Source organism: Corynebacterium alimapuense, from assembly GCF_003716585.1.
GTDB lineage: Bacteria > Actinomycetota > Actinomycetes > Mycobacteriales > Mycobacteriaceae > Corynebacterium > Corynebacterium alimapuense.
This window is the reverse complement of sequence record NZ_PTJO01000003.1, coordinates 471,774-495,197: the sequence shown is the minus strand read 5'-3', so window position 1 is coordinate 495,197 and position 23,424 is coordinate 471,774. Positions and strand designations below refer to the sequence as shown.

24 protein-coding genes are annotated in these 23,424 nt (G+C 56.7%); 15 read left to right on the top strand and 9 right to left on the bottom strand.

Translation table 11 applies throughout. The annotated features are described in order from the left end of the window. The first annotated feature begins 24 nt into the window (after positions 1–24). The gene (gene ilvA, locus C5L39_RS03700; protein ID WP_123047516.1) at positions 25–1,329 is read left to right on the top strand and encodes a threonine ammonia-lyase IlvA; all 1,305 of its coding nucleotides are present in this window, start codon (positions 25–27) and stop codon (positions 1,327–1,329) included. 10 nt (positions 1,330–1,339) lie between these two features. Here the strand turns inward: ilvA and treZ are convergent, their stop codons facing one another. Beyond that, on the bottom strand, positions 1,340–3,067 hold the full coding sequence (gene treZ, locus C5L39_RS03695) for a malto-oligosyltrehalose trehalohydrolase (RefSeq protein WP_123047812.1): 1,728 nt from the start codon (positions 3,065–3,067) through the stop codon (positions 1,340–1,342). Between the two features lie 55 nt (positions 3,068–3,122). Here treZ and C5L39_RS03690 point away from each other — a divergent pair, with 55 nt between their 5' ends. The 3 genes from C5L39_RS03690 to C5L39_RS03680 are packed head-to-tail and all read left to right on the top strand — an operon-like array spanning position 3,123 to position 4,413. Continuing rightward, positions 3,123–3,758: a YigZ family protein gene (locus C5L39_RS03690; RefSeq protein WP_425453846.1), complete on the top strand. Its 636-nt coding sequence runs from the start codon at positions 3,123–3,125 to the stop codon at positions 3,756–3,758. Between the two features lie 23 nt (positions 3,759–3,781). Further along, complete coding sequence (locus tag C5L39_RS03685) at positions 3,782–4,021, top strand: hypothetical protein (RefSeq protein WP_123047514.1); 240 nt, start codon at positions 3,782–3,784, stop codon at positions 4,019–4,021. 8 nt (positions 4,022–4,029) lie between these two features. Continuing rightward, positions 4,030–4,413 carry an RNA-binding S4 domain-containing protein gene (locus tag C5L39_RS03680; RefSeq protein WP_123047513.1) on the top strand — a complete coding sequence of 128 codons (384 nt, stop codon included), beginning with the start codon at positions 4,030–4,032 and terminating at the stop codon, positions 4,411–4,413. On the opposite strand, the gene C5L39_RS10925 is transcribed toward C5L39_RS03680, so the two are convergent. From C5L39_RS10925 to C5L39_RS03665, 4 genes are read right to left on the bottom strand one after another with little or no spacing between them, the layout of a single operon-like run. Beyond that, a complete protein-coding gene (locus C5L39_RS10925; protein WP_281270221.1) occupies positions 4,410–4,538 on the bottom strand; it encodes a hypothetical protein in 129 nt (42 codons plus the stop codon). The genes C5L39_RS03680 and C5L39_RS10925 overlap by 4 nt on opposite strands. 43 nt (positions 4,539–4,581) lie before the next feature. After that, positions 4,582–5,607: a GTP pyrophosphokinase gene (locus tag C5L39_RS03675; protein ID WP_123047512.1), complete on the bottom strand. Its 1,026-nt coding sequence runs from the start codon at positions 5,605–5,607 to the stop codon at positions 4,582–4,584. After that, positions 5,600–8,092 (bottom strand): malto-oligosyltrehalose synthase, encoded by a 2,493-nt coding sequence (gene treY, locus C5L39_RS03670; RefSeq protein WP_123047511.1) that lies wholly within the window; start codon positions 8,090–8,092, stop codon positions 5,600–5,602. The genes C5L39_RS03675 and treY overlap by 8 nt, the downstream gene beginning before the upstream one ends. A gap of 45 nt (positions 8,093–8,137) precedes the next feature. After that, positions 8,138–8,578 (bottom strand): hypothetical protein, encoded by a 441-nt coding sequence (locus tag C5L39_RS03665; protein ID WP_123047510.1) that lies wholly within the window; start codon positions 8,576–8,578, stop codon positions 8,138–8,140. A 392-nt stretch (positions 8,579–8,970) separates the two neighbouring features. On the opposite strand from C5L39_RS03665, the gene C5L39_RS03660 reads away from it, so the two are divergent. After that, positions 8,971–9,825, top strand: coding sequence for a serine hydrolase family protein (locus C5L39_RS03660; protein WP_123047509.1), 855 nt, complete (start codon positions 8,971–8,973; stop codon positions 9,823–9,825). A 5-nt stretch (positions 9,826–9,830) separates the two neighbouring features. Here the strand turns inward: C5L39_RS03660 and C5L39_RS03655 are convergent, their stop codons facing one another. Beyond that, a complete protein-coding gene (locus C5L39_RS03655) occupies positions 9,831–11,180 on the bottom strand; it encodes a 3'-5' exonuclease (RefSeq protein ID WP_245974865.1) in 1,350 nt (449 codons plus the stop codon). Between the two features lie 82 nt (positions 11,181–11,262). Between C5L39_RS03655 and C5L39_RS03650 the strand changes: the two genes are divergently transcribed. After that, positions 11,263–11,631 (top strand): winged helix-turn-helix transcriptional regulator, encoded by a 369-nt coding sequence (locus C5L39_RS03650; protein ID WP_123047507.1) that lies wholly within the window; start codon positions 11,263–11,265, stop codon positions 11,629–11,631. A 9-nt stretch (positions 11,632–11,640) separates the two neighbouring features. On the opposite strand, the gene glgX is transcribed toward C5L39_RS03650, so the two are convergent. Both glgX and C5L39_RS03640 read right to left on the bottom strand, forming a co-directional pair. Beyond that, entirely contained in the window at positions 11,641–14,094 is a 2,454-nt protein-coding gene (gene glgX / locus C5L39_RS03645) for a glycogen debranching protein GlgX (protein WP_123047506.1), read from the bottom strand. Continuing rightward, the gene (locus C5L39_RS03640; protein WP_165857963.1) at positions 14,091–14,684 is read right to left on the bottom strand and encodes a TetR family transcriptional regulator; all 594 of its coding nucleotides are present in this window, start codon (positions 14,682–14,684) and stop codon (positions 14,091–14,093) included. Before C5L39_RS03640 ends, glgX begins: the two co-directional genes overlap by 4 nt. A 118-nt stretch (positions 14,685–14,802) precedes the next feature. Here C5L39_RS03640 and C5L39_RS03635 point away from each other — a divergent pair, with 118 nt between their 5' ends. The 4 genes from C5L39_RS03635 to C5L39_RS03620 all read left to right on the top strand — a co-directional run bounded on the left by C5L39_RS03635 (position 14,803) and on the right by C5L39_RS03620 (position 17,504). Then, positions 14,803–15,486 carry an Rv0361 family membrane protein gene (locus C5L39_RS03635; RefSeq protein WP_123047504.1) on the top strand — a complete coding sequence of 228 codons (684 nt, stop codon included), beginning with the start codon at positions 14,803–14,805 and terminating at the stop codon, positions 15,484–15,486. Between the two features lie 6 nt (positions 15,487–15,492). After that, positions 15,493–16,029 (top strand): hypothetical protein, encoded by a 537-nt coding sequence (locus tag C5L39_RS03630; RefSeq protein ID WP_123047503.1) that lies wholly within the window; start codon positions 15,493–15,495, stop codon positions 16,027–16,029. A gap of 5 nt (positions 16,030–16,034) precedes the next feature. Next, entirely contained in the window at positions 16,035–16,916 is an 882-nt protein-coding gene (gene nadC / locus C5L39_RS03625; RefSeq protein WP_123047811.1) for a carboxylating nicotinate-nucleotide diphosphorylase, read from the top strand. Positions 16,917–17,123: 207 nt separating this feature from the next. Beyond that, positions 17,124–17,504, top strand: a complete 381-nt coding sequence (locus C5L39_RS03620) for an META domain-containing protein (RefSeq protein ID WP_197714709.1) — start codon at positions 17,124–17,126, stop codon at positions 17,502–17,504. A 152-nt stretch (positions 17,505–17,656) separates the two neighbouring features. Here the strand turns inward: C5L39_RS03620 and C5L39_RS03615 are convergent, their stop codons facing one another. Continuing rightward, positions 17,657–18,703, bottom strand: a complete 1,047-nt coding sequence (locus tag C5L39_RS03615) for a YbjN domain-containing protein (RefSeq protein ID WP_123047502.1) — start codon at positions 18,701–18,703, stop codon at positions 17,657–17,659. 143 nt (positions 18,704–18,846) lie between these two features. Here C5L39_RS03615 and hisD point away from each other — a divergent pair, with 143 nt between their 5' ends. From hisD to C5L39_RS03590, 5 genes are read left to right on the top strand one after another with little or no spacing between them, the layout of a single operon-like run. Next, entirely contained in the window at positions 18,847–20,175 is a 1,329-nt protein-coding gene (gene hisD, locus C5L39_RS03610) for a histidinol dehydrogenase (protein WP_123047501.1), read from the top strand. A 1-nt stretch (position 20,176) separates the two neighbouring features. Continuing rightward, on the top strand, positions 20,177–21,280 hold the full coding sequence (locus tag C5L39_RS03605) for a histidinol-phosphate transaminase (RefSeq protein ID WP_123047500.1): 1,104 nt from the start codon (positions 20,177–20,179) through the stop codon (positions 21,278–21,280). A 3-nt stretch (positions 21,281–21,283) separates the two neighbouring features. Continuing rightward, the gene (hisB, locus tag C5L39_RS03600) at positions 21,284–21,886 is read left to right on the top strand and encodes an imidazoleglycerol-phosphate dehydratase HisB (RefSeq protein ID WP_123047499.1); all 603 of its coding nucleotides are present in this window, start codon (positions 21,284–21,286) and stop codon (positions 21,884–21,886) included. Between the two features lie 3 nt (positions 21,887–21,889). After that, on the top strand, positions 21,890–22,099 hold the full coding sequence (locus C5L39_RS03595; RefSeq protein WP_123047498.1) for a hypothetical protein: 210 nt from the start codon (positions 21,890–21,892) through the stop codon (positions 22,097–22,099). Next, entirely contained in the window at positions 22,100–23,413 is a 1,314-nt protein-coding gene (locus tag C5L39_RS03590) for an MFS transporter (protein ID WP_245974864.1), read from the top strand. Positions 23,414–23,424 lie beyond the last annotated feature (11 nt).

Sequence of the window (23,424 nt, the reverse complement as noted above, 5' to 3'; positions counted from 1 at the left end):
TTCGGGAGACTACACTGTGTGGATATGAGCGAGAAGCAATCTGTCACCCTGGCTGCCCCGATCCCCTTCGAACCAGTTCGCGCATCGGACATTCAGCAGGCACAAGCGCAGATTTCCGCGGTCATCGCGCCCACCCCGTTGCAATTTTGCCCACGGTTGTCCGAAGAGGCTGGAGTGCAGGTTTTCCTCAAGCGCGAGGACCTGCAGGATGTCCGCTCTTATAAGATCCGTGGCGCCTACTACGCTGTGTCCAATCTCAGCCAGCAACAGCGAGCAGCTGGCATCGTAGCGGCTTCCGCTGGCAACCACGCACAGGGTGTCGCCTACGCCTGCCGCACGATGGGAATCCAAGGTCGGATCTATGTGCCCAGCCAAACTCCGAAGCAAAAGCGTGACCGCATCATGGTCCACGGCGGCGACATGGTTGAGCTCGTGGTCACCGGAAGCAACTTCGATGAAGCAGCTGCAGCCGCTCGTGCTGATGCCGCCGAGCGCGGCGCCACCATCGTCGAGCCTTTCGACGCCCGCGACACCGTCATCGGCCAGGGCACCGTCGCCGCGGAGATCCTCTCCCAACTGACCTCCATCGGCAAAGCACTCGAGACCATCTTCGTGCCGGTCGGTGGCGGCGGATTGCTCTCCGGCGTGGCTAGTTACTTAGCCGATATGGCACCGCGCACCGCGATCATCGGAGTGGAACCAGCAGGTGCAGCCTCTTTGCAAGCAGCTCTCGATAACGATGGGCCGATCACCCTGGATACCGTTGATCCCTTCATCGATGGTGCCGCAGTCAAACGCATCGGGGAGCTTCCGTACCACGTCATTGAGCGCAATCTGGGACGCATTCACGTCATGGATGTCTCTGAAGGCGCGGTCTGTACCGAGATGCTCGCGCTCTACCAAAATGAAGGAATCATCTCGGAGCCCGCCGGAGCACTCTCGGTCACCGGTCTTCGGGAGATGAACCTCTCGCCGGATTCAGTAGTGGTGTGCATCATCTCTGGTGGCAACAATGATGTGCTGCGCTATGCCGAGATCATGGAACGCTCTCTAGTTCATCGCGGGCTCAAGCACTACTTCTTGGTCAATTTCCCGCAGGAGCCGGGGCAATTGCGCCATTTCCTCAACGATATTCTCGGCCCTGAGGACGACATCACTCTCTTCGAGTATCTTAAGCACAGCAACCGGGAAACCGGCGCTGCTTTGGTTGGCCTCGAGTTAGGTCAGGCCCGAGACCTCGACCCGTTGATGGAGCGGATGGCGCAGTCTCGGATTAACTGCCAACACCTCCGACCAGGAACCCCCGAATACGAGTATCTGGTCAGCTAGGCGGTTTTTCCTAGCGGCGCAGTAGCGCAAACTCCCAAGGACCCAACTCAGTAGAGCTCTCACCGACGGCAGGTGAGCTGAAGGAATAGATCAGCTCCCCGCCAAAGGGAACGCTCAGCTTCTTATCGGAGAGGTTGGCCACCAGCATGACCTCTGGGTGGCCCATGGCCAACCACGGTTCGTCCTCGGAGCCTACCTCTACGATCAGGCGGGTCAGGTCTGAACGGGAGAGTCCTAGCTCTTTGCGCAGCCGCAGCAATTGGCGATAGGCACTGAGGATTTCGCGCTGCTCTGGATTAAAATCCCAATCCAATTTCGAGGCGGCGAAGGTGGCCGGATCGGAAGGCGCTGGGACCTCGTCATCACTCCATCCCGAGCGGGAGAACTCACGTCGCCGCCCCTCGGTGGTCAGCCGGTTAAGCTCCTCGTCGGTGTGTGAGCAGAAGAAGGCAAACGGGGTCTGAGCACCAAATTCTTCACCCATGAACAACATCGGGGTATAAGGCGAACTATAGATAATCGCAGCCTTGAGCACCTGTTGCGTGGCCGTGAGATTCATCGATGGTCGATCACCACTGGCTCGGTTGCCTACCTGATCGTGAGTGGTGGTGTAGGTGACCAAACGATGTGCTGGAGTGTTAACCAAATCTAGCGGCCGGCCGTGAGCACGTCCTCGGAAGCTAGAGAAGTTGCCGGTATAAAAGAAACCCTCACGCAAGGTCTTAGCCAGTGCGTCCACCGAGCCATAGTCCTCGTAATATGCGTGGCGTTCTCCCGTGACCATCGTGTGGAGAGCGTGGTGGATATCATCGACCCACTGGCCAGCCAGACCGAAACCTCCGGCGGCGTTTTCAGTGATCAACCGAGGATCATTGAGGTCAGACTCAGCAATGATCGAACGAGGTACGCCCGTGCGCGAGGCCACGTCATCAGCGATGTATTGGATCTGTTCCATCAGCGAATAGGCGCCGTGGTCATCGTAGGCATGGACCGCATCCAAACGCAGGCCATCAATGCGGTATTCGACTAACCACAGAGCCACCGAATCAAGGATGAAGGAACGGACCTCATCGGAGTTGGGGCCGGAGATATTGACCACTTCACCCCAGTCGGTGGATCCGCCCGAGGTATAGGGGCCGAACATTCCGTTGTAATTGCCATCTGGGCCGAAGTGGTTATAAACCACGTCGAGGAAGACAGCCAAGCCGGCACTATGCGCGGCGTCGACAAGCTTTTTTAATCCCTCGGGGCCGCCATAAGAATGGTGAACTGCATGCCAAGAGACTCCGTCATAGCCCCAGTTACGATCTCCGCCGAAAGGCTGGATCGGCATGAGCTCGATGGTGGTGACTCCGAGATCGCGCAGGTAGTCCAGCCGATCAATGATGGCCTCGAAGGTGCCCTCCGGGGTGAAGGTGCCCACGTGGAGCTCATAGATGACCTGGGCAGACAACGGGCGGCCGGTCCACGATGAAGACCACTTGAAATCCGGGTCAGTGACTTCGGAGAGCCCGTGGACGCCATCGGGCTGAGCAGTGCTGCGGGGATCTGGAAGGGGCTTGGACCACTCTTGACCGTTGTAGAGGCCGAAACCATAGCGCATCCCGGGTTCAGCAATCATGTCGCCAGACCACCAACCCCCGTCGATCGGCCTCATCGGATAGATCTGATCGTCGAGGTGGAGACGGACATCCTGGGCGGAAGGTGCCCATACTGAAAAGGGCTCATGCGCAGTCATGCAATCCAGGCTAGGGGTTTTGACTGGCCCTCGCCAGGTAACATCAGAGACCATGCTGACCTCTTACCCCCTGCCCGCTGCAGGTCGCACGTGGATTAATGAGACTGAGGTTAAACGCTCCCGATTCATCGCCCTTGCGCGGCGCACCTCAACTGAGCAGCAGGCAAGGGAGTTCATTCGAGAGGTCAAAGACACTTATCCGGACGCCCGGCATCATTGCAGCGCCTACCTGATCAATGTGGAGGCAATGAACCCGGTGGAACGGTCCTCAGATGATGGCGAACCATCCGGCACCGCGGGCAAGCCCATGCTGGATATGCTTCGTGGCTCCGGGCTTCTCGACGTCACCGTGGTCGTCGTCCGCTATTTCGGCGGAGTCAAACTCGGCGCTGGCGGGCTAGTCCATGCCTATTCCGATTGCGTTGGACAAGTTCTGCCGCTCATCGAACGCAGAACCTCCAGCCTCCGTGAACTCTATGCCGTGGAATCTCCGCATGCTCAGGCCGGGAGATTAGAAGCCGAACTGCGCTCGCGGGCAGTGAATGTGGCCGAAGTCGACTACGCGGCAGCAGTCACTTTCATCCTGGCAGTGGCCCCTGGTAGGCGAGAAGAGCTGGAATCGACGCTGGCGGCCCTGACTTCTGGCCGGGCGGAGCTGCGAGCACACGGCACCGCTTGGGTGGAGTCTTGAGAAAGTGCCTATAGACTGTTGCCATGACGATGCAGAACCGACCCAATAATCCCATCGAACTGCGCAAGCAGGCCGTTCGTCGATACACCCGCAATGGTGCCCTGAGCGTTGGCGGTGGCATGATCGGCGGCGTGGCACTAGCAGTGCTCTTTGGTAGCTGGGCATGGATCATAATCGGACTAGTAGTTGCCGTAGTCGGCGGATACCGCAACTGGTCGAAGATCCAGAAGATTGTGAACTACAACTACCGCAACGGTGCCTAGCTCTGACTATGACCACACCTGACGGCGGGCCCGTCCGCATCGATGCTTGGGCGTGGGCGGTGCGGATTTTTAAGACTCGCAGCGCCGCCGCAGAAGCAGTGCGCGCCGGGCATGTGAAACTCAATGGAAATACGGTTAAACCTGCTCAGCAGGTAGTCCCGGGGGACCGGGTGCGAATCTGGATTAACCACCGAGAACTCGATCTGGAAGTCCTAGCCACGGTCCGTAAACGAGTGGGTGCTCCGGTGGCCAAGACGTGCTATCTCGACCACTCCCCGCCGCCGCCATCAAAAGAACTGCTTGCGTCCATGCCCAAGCGTGACCGCGGGGCAGGTAGGCCAACTAAACGCGAACGCCGGGAGACCGACCGATTGCTTGGTCGAAGGGACTAGAACAAGCCCCAGTCAGCCGGCGGGAAATCGATGTTCATCGGACGGAAGAAATCAGCGATCGACAGCGCCCACACATGAATGAAGTCGGCGAGTAGCGGGAAGTCTTCGCGAATAGAAGAGATCATCAAGGTTCTCCAGAGCTGGGTTGAAGTCGGTTACCCGATCATACTACCCGTGTTTATCCTTTTTCCGTGGCACGATCTGTTCGGCGCGCATTCGTTTTAGGCGTGCAGCCATTTGCTGCCGACGCTGATTAGGCCGGGCGCCAGAGCCACCAGTGCGCTTGATATGGTCTTGCCCGAAACGACGTAACAAGAGATCATCGATCAACCGAATCTGGCCAGGACGGAAGCGGTAGTTCACGGCCTTGTGGATAGCGTCAATATCGGCATCATTGAGCAATCCCTCTAGCTCAGGGACTGTAGTGATGCCGTTGGCATTGAGCATTTCTTCCAACCAGCGGTAGTTTTCAGAACGGGACCTAGGGAAGCGATTGCCTAAGAGCATGGCGAGTACACCCGGCAGAGTCTCTGCGGTGAACTCGATATCTTCGGCCGGTGAGGTGTCTGGATTCTGTAGCGTGATGATCTGATCGAACTGCTGATCAGCGAGCTCGATCAAGCCAGCTGCCAGTGCGAAGGCCCGATCAACTCGGGGATCTAGCTCCTCTTGGCCGCGCTTATAGCGGATATCATGTTCGAACTCCGCCCAAGCATGCTGCAAAACGGTGCGTACCTGAACTTCAAATACCACCCCTTGGTATTCGGCGAGTTCCTCGATGTCAGCGGATTTTTCATCAATCCGCAAGACTAGATGGTGGGAGCCATAGCCGAAGCCGCCAGCCACCCGGGTTTCGGCAGTCTTATCTACCGAACGGTCCACCGTGAACCACTGGCGGAGGACTCCGATAACGAGCGGAATCTCCGTGGACTGAAAAGTAATTACCCGGACACCAATAACGTCGTGGATATCGGTCCACGGATCAGGATAGAGCGGGGTGCCATCGGGATTACGTTTACGCGCCTTGGCCTTAAGTGAAGGCCATTCCTTCACCCGAGCGACTACTCGGTCATAGGTGACACCTGCATCGGTGAGTAGATCCTCGATGGCCCCGCCGAAATGATCGGCGGCATCCGGGTGGGCACGAATCCAGTCATGGTATCTGCTACCCAGCCGGGCAATTCGATCAGACATCACGCTCCACAGTAGCTCGGATCAGCAACGCAGTAGGAAAGACCTTGAGCACTTCTCCCAAGGCCACAGTGCCGTTGTAATTGCGGCCGGTGAGTCGGTCGAGCCAGACTCCCTCCGGCAACGTCACTGTCGTTCCTTCCCAACCTCCGCGTTCTTCAAGCAGGAGCGGGCGACGGGTCGCCAGCGTGATCACACCGATTCCGGACTGGCCTGGAGTGTCGCCATCCGCACGGGCGACACCGATGAGATGAGAATCGGCCGGCCCATCGGCGAATACGGCTTGGACGTCGCCACCGACAAAAAACTCCGGCAGCTGTGAGCGCAACACAATTCCTTCATGGACCACGTGGAGTTTCGCCCGATCCCCGTGCACCTCTAGATAGGGATAGAGGCCATCGGCGCCTTCTTGGGCTCTGGCCTCGGCGGCGATTTCTTCCCAGTTCTCTTCGCTCAGGATCTCCAGCGCCTGCTGGCGAGCGGTGTAGTCAATGAACCGTCGGTTGTCCGGATCAACGAGCGAATCGTCGAAGAACTCAGTTCCCTGGTAAATATCCGGAATTCCGGGGCCAGTGATCTGGAGCAACTTTCGGCCTAGCGACACTTGGCCTGCGCCACGAGCGAGAGCGTCCACGAACTCGGTGATCGTGGAGGTCATAGGACCGTCGAAAAGCACGTCGACCCAGTCGGTGACCGCAGATTCGAAGGATTCGACAGGGTCGACCCAGTTGGTGTGTACGCCAGCCTCGCGGATGGCTTTGAGGGAGTAATCCCGGAAACGCTCGCGAAGGGAGGGCGTGATCTGTCCATCGACGGGCCAGACACCGAGCAAATTCTGAAGCAAGAAATGCCCGGTGCCCGGGTCCGGAGCTGGGATCACAGAGGTCACGCGGTAAACGAGCTCACCGAAGTCATTGGGGTTCTCGGTCAACTCAATGATTCGGGCACGGACGTCCTCGCCGCGCTTGGTGTCATGGGTCATCAACGTGGTCATTGCCTTAGGCCACAAGCGAGCACGTTCCTGTTGGAGCAGGTGGAACTCGGCCGCAGAGACTCCAAACCGGCCAGGGGCGCCGCCGACTTCTTGGAGTGCGACTAGCCGGGAAGCACGGTAGAAGGTGGTGTCCTCCACGCCTTTAGCCATGACTGCGCCACATACCTGCGCAAAGCGCACCTTGGCTTCGCCGTTGGCGTTGAGGGCAGCGACGATGAGGTCAAGAGCATCGCGCCGGGAAGGGAACCTGCGGGACATCTCGGCGACCACCGTGGCAGTAACTCGGGAGAGCGAAAGATAGTCGGCTCGGTAGACCGGCATAGCGGCCACTAGCTCGATAATGGTGGTGTTGAGATCTTTTTCCGTCACCGCAGAACCGGTGGTAAAGAAGTTATCGCGTCGCATGGCGCGGGCCAATCGGCGAATTTCTGCGGATAGTTCCTCGCGAGCTACCTCACGCTTCAGCTGCTGCTGGACGCCGGTGACCGCGGCTTCGTCCCACGTCGATCCGGACTGCTGCAGTGCCAGCATCGACATCGTGTCTTCGGCCTCTCGGGAGATAAATACCCCGTCGAGCTCGCGCATCGAGTCATAGCCGGTGGTGCCGTCGACGGAAAGTCGCGGATCAAGGACTTCGTCGACCTCGAGGATTTTTTCCACTAGCAGCCAACGCTCTTGGCCTACTAGATCGCGCAATCGAGTGAGATAACCGAAAGGATCGCTCAGTCCATCGGGATGGTCTACTCGCACTCCATCGATGAGGTCTTCGGCGATGAGATGCCGAATGATCCGGTGGGTGTGCTCGAAGACCATTGGGTCTTCCTGGCGGATGCCAGCGAGCCCATTGACAGAGAAGAAACGTCGGTAGGAAATCGCTCCGTCACGCCAGAACATCAAGCGGTAAGACTGGCGATCATAGACTTCCAGGGCATCGTCATCGAGGCTGCTGAAAGTGTCATCGGCCACGGGGAAAACATGGTCGTAGTAGGCCAAGACCGGTTCGCCTTCGAGTTCTTTAAACTCCAAGAGCGTCTCATCACCAGGCTGTCCGAGGATAGGCATTCCCAGCTTGCCGCCAGCGCCATTGTCGGTGTGCCAATCGATGTCGAAATAGTGCTCGTATTCGGAGTCCTGCCCGTTTTTGAGGACATCCCACCACCAGCGGTTGAGGCGAGGGTTTTCTACCCCCAAATGGTTAGGAACGATATCGATGATCAAGCCCAGCCCTGCTTCATGCGCGGTGGCTGCTAGCTCGCGAAGGCCTTCAATGCCGCCGAGCTCCGGGTTTACTTCGGTGGGGTCAGTGACATCGTAGTTATGCGTGGAGGTCGGATCTGCGGTGAAAATAGGTGAGAGATAAAGGTGGCTGATACCGAGTGCGCGCAGGTAAGGGACTTGGGCTGAGGCCTCGGCAAAGCCGAAAGACCGACCCGAGGGATCCGCCTGTGGACCGCGCAGCTGCAGACGGTAGGTGGCGGTGATGGGACGGCGCATGAGACTCCTTGGAAGCGGGGGATGCGGAAAACTTCACCTACCACCCTAGGGGTGTGTGAGCATTGGTGCGGGAGCCTCGACCGGAAAACCGTGTGTCCATGTCACAGGTGAGCTCAACAACTGCTCGCCAACCAAGGTTCGGGCACTCGCCTGCTTGGCCCATTTCAGATCATCGAGTTCCGACAGCGGCAAAGCTAAGAGGATTGTTTGCGAGGGCACCAAATAGCCCACTCTTTCCCCTAATAGACCTGATACATGTCGGTCGAGGATGGTGAATGGCTGCGGGTGAGACAGCCAGGCAGACGCTGGACCACCAGGAATAGCAACCTGTAGTCCTGGTGCGCCCTTCCCAAGGAAGCGCTCGGCTGAACGCGTAAGGAAACGGACCCCCTCCGTCGAATGTGCTTGGGCTAAGAGATTGGCAGCCGCAGTATCCCAAGCGCGGTGGGCAGACAGGTCGAGCTCTCCCAGTCCGCGATAGCTCACCGCTCGTCCTCCACAGGTGAAACCAGCACTAAGCTGACGCGACAGTGCGATATAAGCGGGGGAGTCGCTGAACCCGTCGTCGGAAAGCCCGTTTGTTCTCGTGTGGGACAGCGGTTGCAGGCAAGGCAATAAGGCGTCGTGGCATAGAGACATGTGAAGTCCTTAAAGTGGCGACAGTATCTTCTCACCACTGTCAGACCCCGTTAGGTAGGCATTTGGTTCCCGCTCAGCCAGAGTCTTTTACAGGACACTAGCCATAGTTGTGCTTGTTTCTGATTAGGTTTGGTGGATCAACGGGATACTCTTTGGATGAGTACTTTCCGGACGGATTAACTTTATGGACCTCATGGAAGTTTCGCCGGAGGCCCCTCAAGCAGGGAGAAAAATCGAGAATGAAGAAACTGGCTAAGCAGTTCATCATCGGTGCCACCAGCGCCCTCCTCGTGGCACCGATGGGTGTGGGGGTTGCCACGGCTGCCCCCGCCCCAGTCACCGATGGGGCAGGCCAGATAGTGGCACCTGTGCGTACCTCCATCAGCTTCGAATACTCACCGACTGGATTTCACGTCGGAACCGCCAACGAGCACGAGTCGCGTCCGGGGCTATCCATCGTCAAGCTCTACCTTGCAGATCACATCTATCGTGTATCTGCTAGTCAAGCAGACAAAGATGCTGCAGCCCAGATGATTCGGGTCTCCGATGACCAGATCGCCTCAGAGCTCTATGCCAGATATCCCGATAGCATCAACGAGACGGCCCGCTATTACGGCCTTAATGAAACTTATGGCGCCGCACACTGGGGATACTCTCGCACCAGCACCTTCGACACCGTGAAGTACTTAGAGGCAAAAAAGCGCGAGAACCCCTATGGCCCGGTTCTTGAGGCAATGACTCAGGTCGCTCCAGTGGCCGCCGATGGTTATGTCCAAAACGGCGGAACAGCTAGTCTCCCGCAGGTCATCGGCACGAAGTTCGGTTGGGATGACTCCACTCAGAGTTTTACGGCGACGGCCTCTTTCGGTTCTGATTTCTCGGTGTCCGCTATGACAAGTGGAAACAAAGAGGCCATGACCGAAGATGTCCGCAATGCCTTCACGGATTCCCTGCTGGCAGAGGGAAATCCAGCGCAGCAGGCAGTGTGGAATTCCACTCAGCAGTTTAAGGGTTCTGTGAGCGGTAGCTCCGATGCTGCCATTAATGCGGAGATCGACCGAATCTCAGGTCTGCTGATCAACGCACTCGGCTGATTGTCCTAAAAGGGAGGTTCGTCCTCGACTGGCTGCTGATTCGGGTCTAGGCCAAGCACTGCGAATAGTTGGGTTGCGTCCCAAATCTCGAGAGCTTGTCCTTTATCGACTAATTCTTCGGCTCGTTTGAGTTTAGAGGTCTTTTTCGCCCACGGACCGGAAACCAGAACCGTGGTTTTCTTGGTCACGTTCTTTCCAATGGTCCCGCCCAGCTGCGCGATCGCCGACCACAACAAACCCTTGTCAAAAGGCTCGAAGTCACCGGAGAGAGTCACATTCTGCGCAAATAGCGGATTGTTTGGGTCGGCATCCAGATTGGCCTCCGGGATGATATCTGGGGTTGCCACTGCCTGCCAAGGAGCCTTGCTTGTCGACGCCCGCGCAGACTTTACCGTCGTTAGGGGAGGCTCATCTGTCGCCCGTGGTGAGGCAGGATGCGCTGTGCGCTCGCGCAGTACTGGATAAGCGCGAGTTGGTTCGAGGGAACCAAGGCTAAAGCCGCAGGCATGGTGAAAGCCCTCGAGGTCTCCTTCATAGCCAGCCCGTTTGGCTAGTTCTACGACGATCAATGCGGCAGCGCGGGCGTCTTCGGCGGCGTCGTGATGATTGTTTAAAGACACACCTAATGCTTTGGCAACTACTGGAAGCCGATGACTAGCTAGTCCCAATTTCGCATTCCGGGACAAGCTGAGGGAGCAACCATAAGCTAAGCGAGGTACCTCAAGCCCGGACGCTCGGCAGGCTCTTTGCAGCGCAACGGTATCGAATTGAGCGTTGTGAGCCACCACTGGAAGATCCCCGATAAACTCTTTCAGCTGCAAAAAGAGCTCAGAAAACCTTGGGCTATCAGCAACATCCTCGGGAGTGATTCCGTGGATGTTGATATTGCCGGCTGCAAAATGATCTATGCCAGGTGGCGGGATACAGAGCCAAGAGCACTCGGCGACCTCGAGGCCGTCGATAATGCGCACTAAACCGATTTGGCAGATGGAACCTGAGTCAGGATTGGCAGTTTCTACATCTAAACCCACGAAATTCAAACCCGGGACCGCACCCGTTGAACGTAGCGGAATATCTCCTTCGAGAGCTGCCCTCACATCGGCCAAGAACTCTTGGGCTCGAGCGTCTTGGTTGGGAGAAAACGCGATTGCGGTGTCTAGCCCTGCTAACTCCACCCAACCCATATCAACTGAACTAGGTTGATGGACCGATACATCAGTGACAGCAGCGAGATCGAGCTCGATCACGGATTCATCTGCATTCGTGGGATTGAGTAGTGCCGTGGATAGGGCCGATCTCTCGATGCGGATGCTAGTAGAAGTGACACTTAGTTGTGCTCCGTGGGCCGGGATCACGTTCTCGACTCCCCTTTTTGTCGGTTGGTCCGGATGACAGGAAAGTCTACCTGCCTGACCTGGGTAGGTATTATGGGTGGGCATGAGTGATGGGGCCAGCGGATTCGATCCTTTCGATCGCGACTGTCCGAGCCGTGGGCTGTTGCACACCATCGGTGATAAGTGGGTCATCCTGATCATTGTGGCGCTTGAAAGCAGCCCTTTGCGCTATGGAGAAATCGAACGCAAAGTGGATGGAATCTCCCCAAAAATGCTGAGCATTTGGCTGCACGCTTTGGTCAACGATGGGCTGATTCGACGCACTGCCCACGACGAAATTCCGCCCCGAGTGGTCTATGAACTCACTGCTCTAGGACACACCCTGCTCCCACTAGCTCAAGCCTCGGTGGATTGGGCCTCGGAGAACATGAAGCTGGTCGCCGAGCACCGACGGGTGCTCGGCGACTGCTAACCTCTGCTGCTAATCCAGGTCGGTGTATTCGTCCTCTAGCGCAGCTTGGCGTGTGGCCCGAAGCTTCTCAGCTGAGAGGTCTGCGGCACCGGTGTCTTCGGACTGGGTAGCTGTGGTTGTGGCAGCCTTTTTCTGTTTCTTGGCCGCCTTCGGGTTTTTCAGCGCGATCTCGGGAGCTTTCTTCTTTGAAGCCTTCGAGACTGCCTTAGCCGTCGCGATCGATGCGGCGGTTGCACCAGAACGGGGCTTGCCCAGATCAGTGGTGCGATCCTTGTCGTCGAGGACCTCTATCGCATCCTCATCGTCGTATTCCGGACCCTCGACCTGTTTGAGCACCATTGTGGATCTAGCGGGCACGATGATAGTGCCCTTAGCCTCGATGACGGAGGCCTCAACAGGGTAACCAGTGTTTTCCGTGGTATCGACCAACAGTTGCCAGCGCACACCGAAAGAACGCGTTGGCAGAGTGAATTCGATCTCCTCATAGTGCGCGTTGAACATGAGAATGAAGGAATCATCGGTGATCTTCTGGCCACGGCTATCCGGCTCAGAGATGGCATTACCGTTGAGATAGACCATCAGGGCCTTACCGAAGCTGAAGTCCCAGTCATCCTGGGACATGAGCTTGCCGGAAGGTACCAACCAAGCGATATCGCGGTCACGAACATCGGCGCCCAACGGGCCACCGGCCAAGAACCTGCGGCGACGGAATACCGGGTGGCGCTGACGGATATTAAGCAGCCGTTTGGTAAACGCATGCAGAGTGGAATTCTCCTCCAACTGCTCCCAGTTCATCCACCCCAACTCATTGTCTTGGCAGTAGACATTGTTGTTGCCGTTTTGAGTTCGTGCCATCTCATCGCCGTGCGAGATCATCGGCGTACCCAAGCTGAGGATGAGCGTGGTCAGGAAGTTTCGGCGTTGGCGGGCACGTAGTGCACGAATATCCGGATCATCGGAGGGACCTTCTTCCCCGTGGTTCCAAGAACGGTTGTGGGATTCGCCATCCCGGTTATCTTCACCGTTGGCCATGTTGTGCTTCTCGTTGTAGCTGACCAAGTCATTGAGCGTGAAGCCATCGTGTGCCGTGATGAAGTTGATCGAGGCAGTCGGGCGACGATCATTGTTGGCGTAGAGGTCTGAGGAGCCGGTCAACCGGGAAGCGAACTCGCCCAGGGTTGAGGGCTCGCCACGCCAGAAATCGCGGACAGTGTCGCGGTATTTTCCGTTCCACTCGGTCCATAGCGGGGGAAAATTGCCCACCTGGTAGCCGTTGTGTCCGACATCCCAAGGCTCAGCGATGAGCTTGACCTGGGAGACAACCGGATCCTGCTGAACGAGGTCGAAGAAGGTAGCCAGGCGGTCGACGTCGTGGAGCTCGCGAGCCAGAGTAGAAGCGAGATCGAAACGGAAGCCGTCGATGTGCATCTCAGTGACCCAGTAGCGCAGTGAATCCATGATCAGCTGTAGGGAATGCGGATCGCGGACATTCAACGAGTTACCGGTGCCGGTGTAATCCATGTAGTGGTACTTGCTGTCTTCGACGAGCCGATAATAAGCCTCGTTGTCGATGCCACGGAATGCGATGGTCGGGCCTAGGTGGTTTCCCTCGGCGGTGTGGTTATAAACCACATCGAGAATGACCTCCATGCCAGCCTCATGATAGGCACGGACCATGTCTTTGAACTCAGAGACGGCGCCTCCGGGTTTGTTCGCGGCCGCATAATCTTGTTGCGGAGCGAAGAAACCGAAGGTGTTGTAGCCCCAGTAATTGCGCAGTCCTTGATCACGCAAGCGATCATCTTGCAAAAACTGGTGAACCGGCATGAGCTCGACGGCTGTAATACCAAGGGTCTTGAGATAAGAGATGACTGAAGGATGAGCAAGACCCGCATAGGTGCCTCGGAGGTTCTCCGGGACATCCGGGTGAGTCATCGTCATTCCCTTGACGTGGGTTTCGTAGATGACCGTCTCGTTATAAGAGATCTTCGGTGCGCGGTCTGCACCCCAATCAAAGAAGGGATTGATGACCACAGATTTCATCGTGTGGCCGAGGCTATCTTCCTCATTGCGACCCGAACCTTGCGGCTGGGCGAAAATATCATAGGAGAACAAGGAAGCATCGCCGTCAAACTCGCCGTCGAATGCTCGTGCATAGGGATCTACTAGTAGCTTGCTGGCATCGCAGCGCTTGCCATTTTCAGGGTCATAGGGGCCGTGAACGCGGTAGCCATAGCGTTGACCTGGTTGAACTCCAGGAAGATAACAATGCCAGACGTGGGCATCAACCTCTTCAAGATTGATACGGATCTCATTGTCCTCGCGGTCGATCAGGCAAAGCTCAACCTTCTCCGCAACATTAGAGAAGAGGGCGAAGTTGGTGCCTGCGCCGTCGTAGGTCGATCCCATCGGATAAGCATCTCCGGGCCAGACCGTGTAGTTTTGCGCGGACTCAAGTGTCATGTGGTCTGATCATAGTGTGTTGATGGTCGATATACCTGACTGGTGCTCCTACGTTCTAGGCCAAAAACAATAAGATCGATGCTCTGCCGGAAATCATCACCGGCAGATTCGAGTCCAGCTATCTCAGTACCAGTGTCTCGAGCGTATTGGATTTGAGCCTGTTCCTGAGCACTCGCACCGAGTACCAAATGCAGCAGTGCGCAGGCACCTACTCGGCGAAGATCATCGTCTGTTGATACCAGACTCAGCGACTCTGCCAGCTGCTTTTCGACGTTCGATCTGGTCGCGGAGTCTGGCTGGGACAAGGCGGCAGCGACCAGCTCCGCACCATCGCGATGCGCTAGCATTGCCTGCCTGAGCCGGCCAGACAGGTCTTCTGGAGCTGAATACTCGGAATGGGCCAAAGCGGGGGAGAGAATTTCATCCGCGATGGCGGAGATCAATTGTTGCTTATTAGGCAGATGCCAGTAGAGAGCACCTGGTGCTACTCCAAGATGGCTAGAAACCCGACGCATGGTCATGTCGTTGAGCCCATAGGCATCAAGGATGTCCAAAGCTGCAGTAACGATGGCTTCCCGAGTCAATTGCACACCGCAGAGCCTACCTCGTGTCATAGATAGCCTTCCCAGGGCAGTGACAGCAAAACATAAAGAAGAATTGCTAAGCTTGCCTTTCTAGATCTAAACCCCCAGGAGACTAAAAAACGTGATGATGTCGCTCAAGGCCAAAAAGAAGATGGCCGCATTAGTCCTCGTTGCCCCCTTGACGCTCGTCGCTTGCGGCTCCGATGCTGATAGCACTACTGAATCCACCAGCGCGTCCTCGAGCACAATCACCAGCACCAAGGCGATTGAGTCGACCACTGCTGAAGAAAGCAGCACGATTGAGCCCACCGAAGCTACGGAGACCACGGAGACCACGGAGCCGTCGGAACCTGAGGTAGCCCCTGAGACTACCGAGGAAGTAGCCGCCGCCCCGGAAGTTGATGTCCCGCTGGCTGAAGGCTCTCCGACCTACGATGAAGCAGCTCCGATCGAATCGGGTTCGCAGGCATCTGAAGCGGACCGTGCAGAGATCGAAGCCTTGATCCAGGGTATTTACCAGTCCGCTACGATCCATGAGTTCATTAGCTACATTCCGCAGAACTCCTGCCGAGCAGTGCTTGAAGCCAATGGTGGTGAAGCATCGTTGGATCTGACCGGAATTGCGGATATGCCACTCAATGAGTACCCAGCTTTTGTTGAGGCGCAGCCGCATGTTGCATCTATTGAAGATGTTCAGGTAAATGGCGACCAAGCCTCTGCAGTAGTTACTGCAGTGAGCTCTGGCCAAGCCGAAACTCGTACTCAGCGTTTCTTGCGCGAGGACGGACAATGGACGTTCTGTAACTAATAGCCAATGACTACTTCTACTATCCGAATGCCTGCGGTGCCGAAGAAAATCGGCAATGCCGCAGGTGTTCTCGCTGTTTCCTTGCTCGTGTTCTCTGGAGTGGGGGCACTGTGGGGGCTATTGCGTCCTGCCTATACCGGCACTCTGGGCGAGGGCGGGCAAGTGACTCTTGACCAGTCATTCAACGTCGAATTCACCTCGTACATCACCTTTGTAGCTGCCACCGGATTGTTGTCGATCATCCTGGCTTTGTCCGTCTACATCATCTCGCCGGAATCTCGAGGGCCAGGGATGCTGTGGTGGCTGCTGTTTGTCGCTGGTTTTTCTGCTTTGTCTTTCTACTTCGTTGGGCTGTGGGCCACTTCGCTGGTTCACCCGATACCTGACCCGGACACGCTGGCAGAAGGTGTCATAGTCTCGCTCGTTCCTAGTTTTTCCCCAGGGGTGGGATTAGCTGCAGCTCCGTTTATGGCGGCATTGACCTATTGGTGTTGTGCACTAGTGACCCCGGAGTACCAAGATGACTCCGCGTTATTAGAGTAATGAGCATGACTGTGCCTCAGCGTGAACTCTTCGTCCCAGATGCAGACGTGGATCGACTCATCACCACAGCGCTTGAGGAAGACTTGGCCTACGGGCCAGACATCACCACCTGGGCTACTGTCTCGGCAGCTCACCGGTCAACAGCACAGATAGTCTCCCGTCAGCCAGGAACTATTGCTGGCGTATTTGTTATCGATCGAGTCTTAAACCACGTAGCTACTGAGCCCTACAGAGTCGAGGAAATAGCTCCCGACGGCAGCCGCGTAGCCCCTGGTGGGGTCGTAGCCACCATCGAGGCTGGAACCCGTGATCTGCTGACCGCAGAACGTACGCTACTTAACCTGCTATCTCACCTTTCGGGCGTGGCCACAGCGACATCCGATTGGGTTGAAGCGGTAGCAGGCACCGGAACGCAAATTCGAGATTCTCGGAAAACGCTGCCCGGTATGCGTCTGTTGCAGAAGTATGCCGTGACCGTAGGCGGGGGAGTCAACCATAGGTTTGGGTTGGGCGATCGGGCACTGATCAAAGACAATCACGTCGTCGCCGCTGGTGGCGTCCTAGCTGCCTACCGGGCAGTTAGGGAATCCTATCCGGATAAGTGGTGCGAGGTCGAAGTAGATTCTCTCGAACAACTTGATGCTCTCCTGCCCGAGCATCCACATGAGATCATGCTCGATAATTTTGAACCCTGGGCGGTGCAAACAGCAGTTCAACGCAAAAATGCAGTATCGCCGGAAACCCTGCTGGAGGCTTCCGGCGGGCTCACTTTGTCGGTAGCAGGGGATTACGCCCGTTGTGGGGTTGATTTCCTCGCTATTGGTTCGCTTACACACTCCACCCTAGTCCTAGACCTAGGACTAGATTTCGATCCTGAGCAAGGCTAAACTGCCCGCCGTCTTCTCAAACCGATTGGCCTATGGGCGATTCGCGGCGGTTAGCCAAGCTCGAAGCTGCCGAAGGCAGTGGTGAGTGCATAATTGGCTAGTCGGGTTGGTTACCCTGCATTGGGCCAGGTTGATGGTAGTGAAGGCTCGGTAGGAAGATTTTATTGAGATAACAGAAAGACTCTAAGAAGCAAAGGTGTGTTAGGCATGATCTCCGGAAGAGTACGCATTGGCATTCTGACTGCAGTTAGTTGTGTGGGGTTGGCTCTATCTGCTTGCTCTAGTTCTTCTGCTGCCGTCGTCGTTGCTGGAACCTGGGGTGAAGATGCTCAGGGGCAGCCGCAGCTGGTTCTCGAAGAAGACGGCCATCTCAGTGGAACGGATGGATGCAATCGTCTCGCTGGATCCTGGGAACAAAATGATGAACAGACCATCACTTTTGACCAAGTCGCGATGACCAAGATGGCCTGTTTCGATGTCGATACTTGGCTGATGAGTCTGGACACCGCCTTCGTTGATGGGGATGTCATGCATGTTAACGATGCCTCTGGGGCAGAGATCGGCTCTCTGCTCAGAGCAGCTCAGTAGTAACGGCAGACTTCGAGTCGGCTACCAGAAGCAGCAGCTCATGCGAGGGCTTAACCTCGAGCTAGATGCTACTGAGTGAGTACACATTGAGCTTGGAAAGTACTCGCTCATTGCGCGATATGAGCCCAGCAAGGGTGGCTTCATCCCCAGGATCAGGGCCAGTCAACCGTGGATTCGCCAGTGGCTTCGGTGCTAATAGAGTCAATAGCGTGCAGCACTTGATTGATCGCCACGGCGGTATTGTGTTCGAGCTGGGCATCGTTGAGGCCTTCACCGATCGAGGCAATAAACTCCGCTCGGATCTGTAGTCCATCTTCGTCTTCGTGACAAAACGCTTTAGTTGATAGTGATGATTGATTCCAGTCGTTGCAGAGCAAAAACATCCGCAGGAAATCAGCGCCGGGAGCAAGCTCTGAGTCCCAGTGGCCCTTGATTAAATAGCTGGGACCGTTATCGAGGAAGAAGCAAAAGAGCACATCGTTAATCCACGCCGTGATGAGATCATCGTCGCCCTGGGTCTTTTTAATCCCCAGTTCGCTCAGCACCCGATTGATGCGCTGGGCGGTCACTGGTGTGGGGTCCTGGGAACCTTCCCAATCTTCAGCGGCTTGTTGATCAGTGCTCATGATCGCCGAGTGTTCCTTTCCGAATGTTCCTCGACTAATCTCTCGCAGACTCCCGATGTCATCATCGAGCTCGTTGATCACCACATGACGATCTCGGGGAAGGGGATCAGAGAGCGCTTCAGTATCCTGTTTTCTTCGATGCGATTGCGTATCTTCCGAGTCTTCCGGTGCTAGATCGGGAAATTCCGTGGCCAAATAATCAACAGCCATGCGGGTTGCTTCTACCGAGGTGCGCACGAATTCAGTCAGCTGTCCTGGGGTCAGGCCCACACCTGTCAGGATGCTCATGCGGGTATGTAGACTAACCTCGCCGTTATCGCCCACGCGGAGGGATAACACAGGTCCGATCCGTTCCAGATTCCACTGGTTGAGCACTGTGGCTAGCCGGTGCATTTGCTCCATACCGACGTCGATGCGCAGGTCGGAATCAAAAACCAAAGCCTCGGGACCACCCTCTTCGAGGTAGGCGATGAGCACATAATCACGGCAGGGAAACACCAAGCGATCGGCGCCGACATGGCAATGAAAACCACAGTCTTCTGCTGCGACATAGACCTGTGTCAGGGTGACCACGATGTCTGACCCCTTCCAATTTGGTACTTATAATGACAACTGTTCAGTCTAGTGCGCAGGGCTGGCCGCTGTGGGACCTACAATGAGGAGGCCCTTAATGATCAAGCTGCCTGCGGCCAGGCGGTCCGAGGAGAATGCCACCGATGCTCAACGTCATTGACCTGCGCGGTCGTACCCCATCCACCAGCGAGCTCCGACGCGCTCTGCCTCGTGGCGGCACAGATGTCGCCTCAGTGCTGCCCATCGTCGCGCCGATTATCGAGGCAGTCCGTGAAGGCGGTGCTCAAGCAGCCTTGGAATATGGGGAGAAATTTGATCAGGTCACCCCGACCTCTGTCAAGGTGCCCAAGGAGGTCCTAGCTGAGGCCGTCGATACGCTCGATGAAAAGGTCCGAGTTGCCTTAGAAGCTGCCATCTCGCGAGTGCGCAAGGCACACGCGGAGCAGAAGCCATCGGCGCATACGACCACCCTGGCGCCAGGTGCCACCGTGACCGAGATTTTCGTTCCCATCGAACGAGTGGGACTTTATGTTCCCGGTGGAAAGGCCGTCTACCCCTCCTCGGTGGTGATGAATGTGGTTCCTGCTCAAGAAGCAGGTGCTACTTCCTTGGTAGTGGCCTCCCCGCCGCAAAAGGATCACGGCGGATGGCCGCACCCGACGGTGTTGGCGGCCTGCGCATTGTTGGGCGTTGATGAAGTCTGGGCTGTCGGTGGCGCCCAAGCGGTTGCCCTGTTGGCCTATGGCGATGACGCGGCTGATCTTCAACCCGTTGATATGGTCACTGGACCAGGAAATATCTTCGTTGCCGGCGCCAAGCGCCTCGTCCAAGGCGTAGTGGGGATCGACGCGGAAGCTGGGCCTTCGGAGATTGCCGTGCTCGCTGATTCCACCGCTGACCCGGTCTATCTTGCCTATGACCTCATCTCCCAGGCTGAGCACGATGACCTAGCGGCCTCGGTATTGATCACCGATGATGAACAGCTGGCCAAGGCTGTGGACCGAGAAATCGACGCTCGTTATACCGTCACTCGCAATGCTGACCGTGTTGCTAGCGCACTTTCCGGTAAGCAGTCGGGCATTGTGCTCGTTGATGATTTAGACCAAGGCGTAGCGGTCGCCGATGCTTACGCCGCCGAGCACTTGGAGATTCACACTGCGAATGCCCGCGAGGTAGCTGAGCGCATCCATAACGCAGGCGCGATCTTCGTGGGTGCTTATTCGCCGGTGCCGCTGGGCGATTATGCAGCTGGATCCAACCACGTTCTGCCGACCTCCGGCACCGCGCGCTTTTCCTCGGGATTGTCGACCCACACCTTCCTACGCTCGGTCAATCTCATTGAGTATGACGAGATTGCGCTCAAGGAAATCGGATCCCATGTGATCACCCTCGCCGACGCAGAAGATCTGCCAGCCCACGGTGAATCCATCCGTGCCCGCTATGAAATGATGCCCACTACCCAGGAGCAGTAAAATGTCTGATATCACTCTTGATCAGCTTCCCCTGCGCGAGGAACTACGCGGACAATCCGCCTATGGCGCCCCGCAGCTGGACGTGAAGGTGCGCCTCAATACCAACGAGAACCCGTACCCGCCCTCTCCCGCGTTGATCGATGATCTCGTGGAGACCGTGGGTGCAGTAGCGTCGCAGCTCAACCGCTACCCGGACCGCGATGCCATGCAACTGCGCGCAGCTTTGGCCGATTATCTCACTGATCAGACCGGGGTTTCGGTTGCTGCTGAACAGGTTTGGGCAGCTAATGGCTCCAATGAAGTGCTCCAACAATTGCTGCAGGCTTTTGGTGGGCCGGGGCGCTGTGTTCTAGGTTTCCAGCCCTCCTATTCCATGCACCCGATCCTTTCGGCGGGCACTCAGACCACCTTCATCGATTGTCCGCGCGGGGCAGATTTCCGCATCGACATCGACGCCGCACTCGCAGCGATCGATGATCGTCACCCCGATATCATCTTCGTGACCACTCCCAATAACCCCACCGGGGACGTCACCTCTTTGTCGGAGATTAAAAAGCTTCTCGACGCCGCCCCTGGCATCGTCGTTGTCGATGAGGCCTACGCTGAGTTTTCTTCTTCGCCTTCCGCACTAGAGCTGCTGGCCGAATATCCGACTAAACTCGTCGTTTCCCGCACCATGTCCAAGGCCTTTGATTTCGCAGGTGGACGCTTGGGCTATTTTGTTGCCGATCCGGCCTTCGTTGAGGCTGTCATGCTGGTGCGTTTGCCTTATCACCTCTCGGTGCTTTCTCAAGCCGCGGCAATCGTGGCGCTGCGGCACCGCGGGGACACACTCGCGACCGTCGAGAAGCTCTCACAGGAACGAGATCGCGTCGTTGCTGGGCTGAGCGAACTTGGCTATGAGATTGTGCCGAGCGAATCCAACTTCGTGTTCTTCGGACGCTTCGCAGATCAACATGTGGCTTGGGAGTCTTTCCTCGAACAAGATGTCCTCATTCGCGATGTCGGTGTGCCCGGATATCTGCGCACTACCATCGGGCTGCCGGAAGAAAACGATGCTTTCCTTGCTGCAGCGGCCATTATCAAAGACACTCAGGGGAGTTAGATCATGACTGATCGCATAGGAAAAGCCACTCGAACCACCTCAGAATCCGACATCACGGTTGAGATTAACCTTGATGGCCAGGGCCGAGTAGATATTGACACTGGCCTGCCGTTTTTTGACCACATGCTGACTGCCTTTGGCGTGCATGGGTCCTTTGACCTGAAGGTTCATTCTAAGGGTGATATTGAGATCGATGCCCATCACACGGTGGAAGATACTGCGATCGTGATGGGCCAGGCACTACTGGCGGCAGTAGGGGATAAGAAGGGCATTCGCCGCTTCGGTTCCCAGCAGCTGCCCATGGACGAGACTTTGGTGGAAGCAGTTGTTGATATCTCCGGCCGCCCTTATTTCGTGATGAAGGGCGAACCTGATCATCTGCTCCACCAGATCATCGGGGGCCACTACGCTACCGTGATCAACGAGCATTTCTTCGAGACACTCGCGTTGAACTCGCGGATTACCCTCCACGTCATTTGCCATCATGGGCGCGATCCCCATCACATCACCGAGGCTGAGTACAAAGCCGTGGCTCGTGCGTTGCGGGAAGCCGTCGAGCTGGACCCACGGGTAACCGGAGTCCCTTCCACCAAGGGAGCGCTCTAGCGGATGGAGATCATTGATACGGTTGCCGCAGCAAGTTCATCCTCGGGGGAACCGTGGCTGGTATACCTGCAGTTTATTGTCGCCGGGCTCCTTGTTGGTGGAACCTGGTCGGCATATCAAGCAGGCAACAAGATTTTGACAATCATTTTGGCACTATGCGCAGCTTCCGCGTTCGCTGGAGCTGTGTTCTGGATGGCAGGAGTATTGAACTAAGTGGCACATAAGGGACTTTCCCGGGCGGAGGTCGAACGGCTCGACAGTATGTGGAAAGCCCCGGGATTCATCCCGACGCTGATCGCCGTGGGTGCGGCTTTCGGCTCGTGGGCATTACTGCTGCCGGTCATTCCACTCGCGGCTTTGGAAGCTGGGCACAGCGAAGCCCTGGCAGGTGCTTCCACTGGTGTATTTATGGCCGCGACCGTAATTACCCAGGTCTTTACCCCGAAGGCCTTGCGCACTTTCGGCTACAACCCAGTGATGCTGTTTTCCGCCATGATGCTGGGGGTGCCCGCATTAGGACACCTTTTGGGCACAGAGGCCTGGAGCATTCTCTTGTTTTCTGCTCTGCGCGGAATCGGATTCGGCGCACTTACTGTCTCTGAATCGGCCCTGATTGCAGAGCTAGTACCCGTGCGCTTCTTAGGCAAAGCCACCGGTATGTTGGGCGTGTTCGTCGGCGTTTCTCAAATGATCGGTCTGCCGCTGGGGCTGGCGCTGGTCAATAGTCTCGGTTACGCGACCGTTTATTTCCTCGCCGCTGGGGTCGCTTTGGTAGCCGCGATCGTGTGCGTGTGGATTCCCCGCATCAAGGCACCGCCGAAGACTCGTTCTCAAGACCAGCAACAAGACGATGGTGCTCAGCAGTCGGCTACGTGGAAACTCGTTCTCGTCCCGGCGCTGGCGATCACCAGCCTGTCGATGAGCTTTGGAGCAGTATCTTCCTTCTTGCCTGCAGCAGTACTTGAATTGGACGCCATCAATGGCGCAGTATTCGGTGGCCTCATGCTCTCAGTAGTGGGCGGCGCGGCGATGATCGCTCGCTACCTCGCTGGCGCGATTGCTGATTACCGCGGTCAGCCTGGGGCTACCATGATTCCCGCCCAAATTGCCGGGTTCATCGGCGTCAGTCTCATGGCCCTGGTCCTGGCACAGCAGTGGTCGGTGTGGTGGTTGCTGCTAGCCGGATTACTATTCGGCGGAGCTTTTGGCATGGTCCAAAATGAAGCACTCCTGAGCATGTTCCACCGTCTGCCTCGGTCGAAGGTCTCGGAGGCCTCTGCGGTATGGAACGTGTTCTTCGATGCGGGTACCGGAATCGGGTCTTTCCTATTGGGCGCAGTGGCTGCCCGGGCGGCCTACTCTGGGGCGTTCTGGGTTGGCTCTGGCATCGTGCTCATCGGGTTGGCTGTCACTGTTCTGGACAGAATTGTCGGTGAAAAGCGGCTTCACCGCTACGACAACACTCGTGCTCGATTGCACCGAATATCCAGTTCCCAAGAACCTGATTCAGTAGCCAACAAGCAATAAATTCCATCATT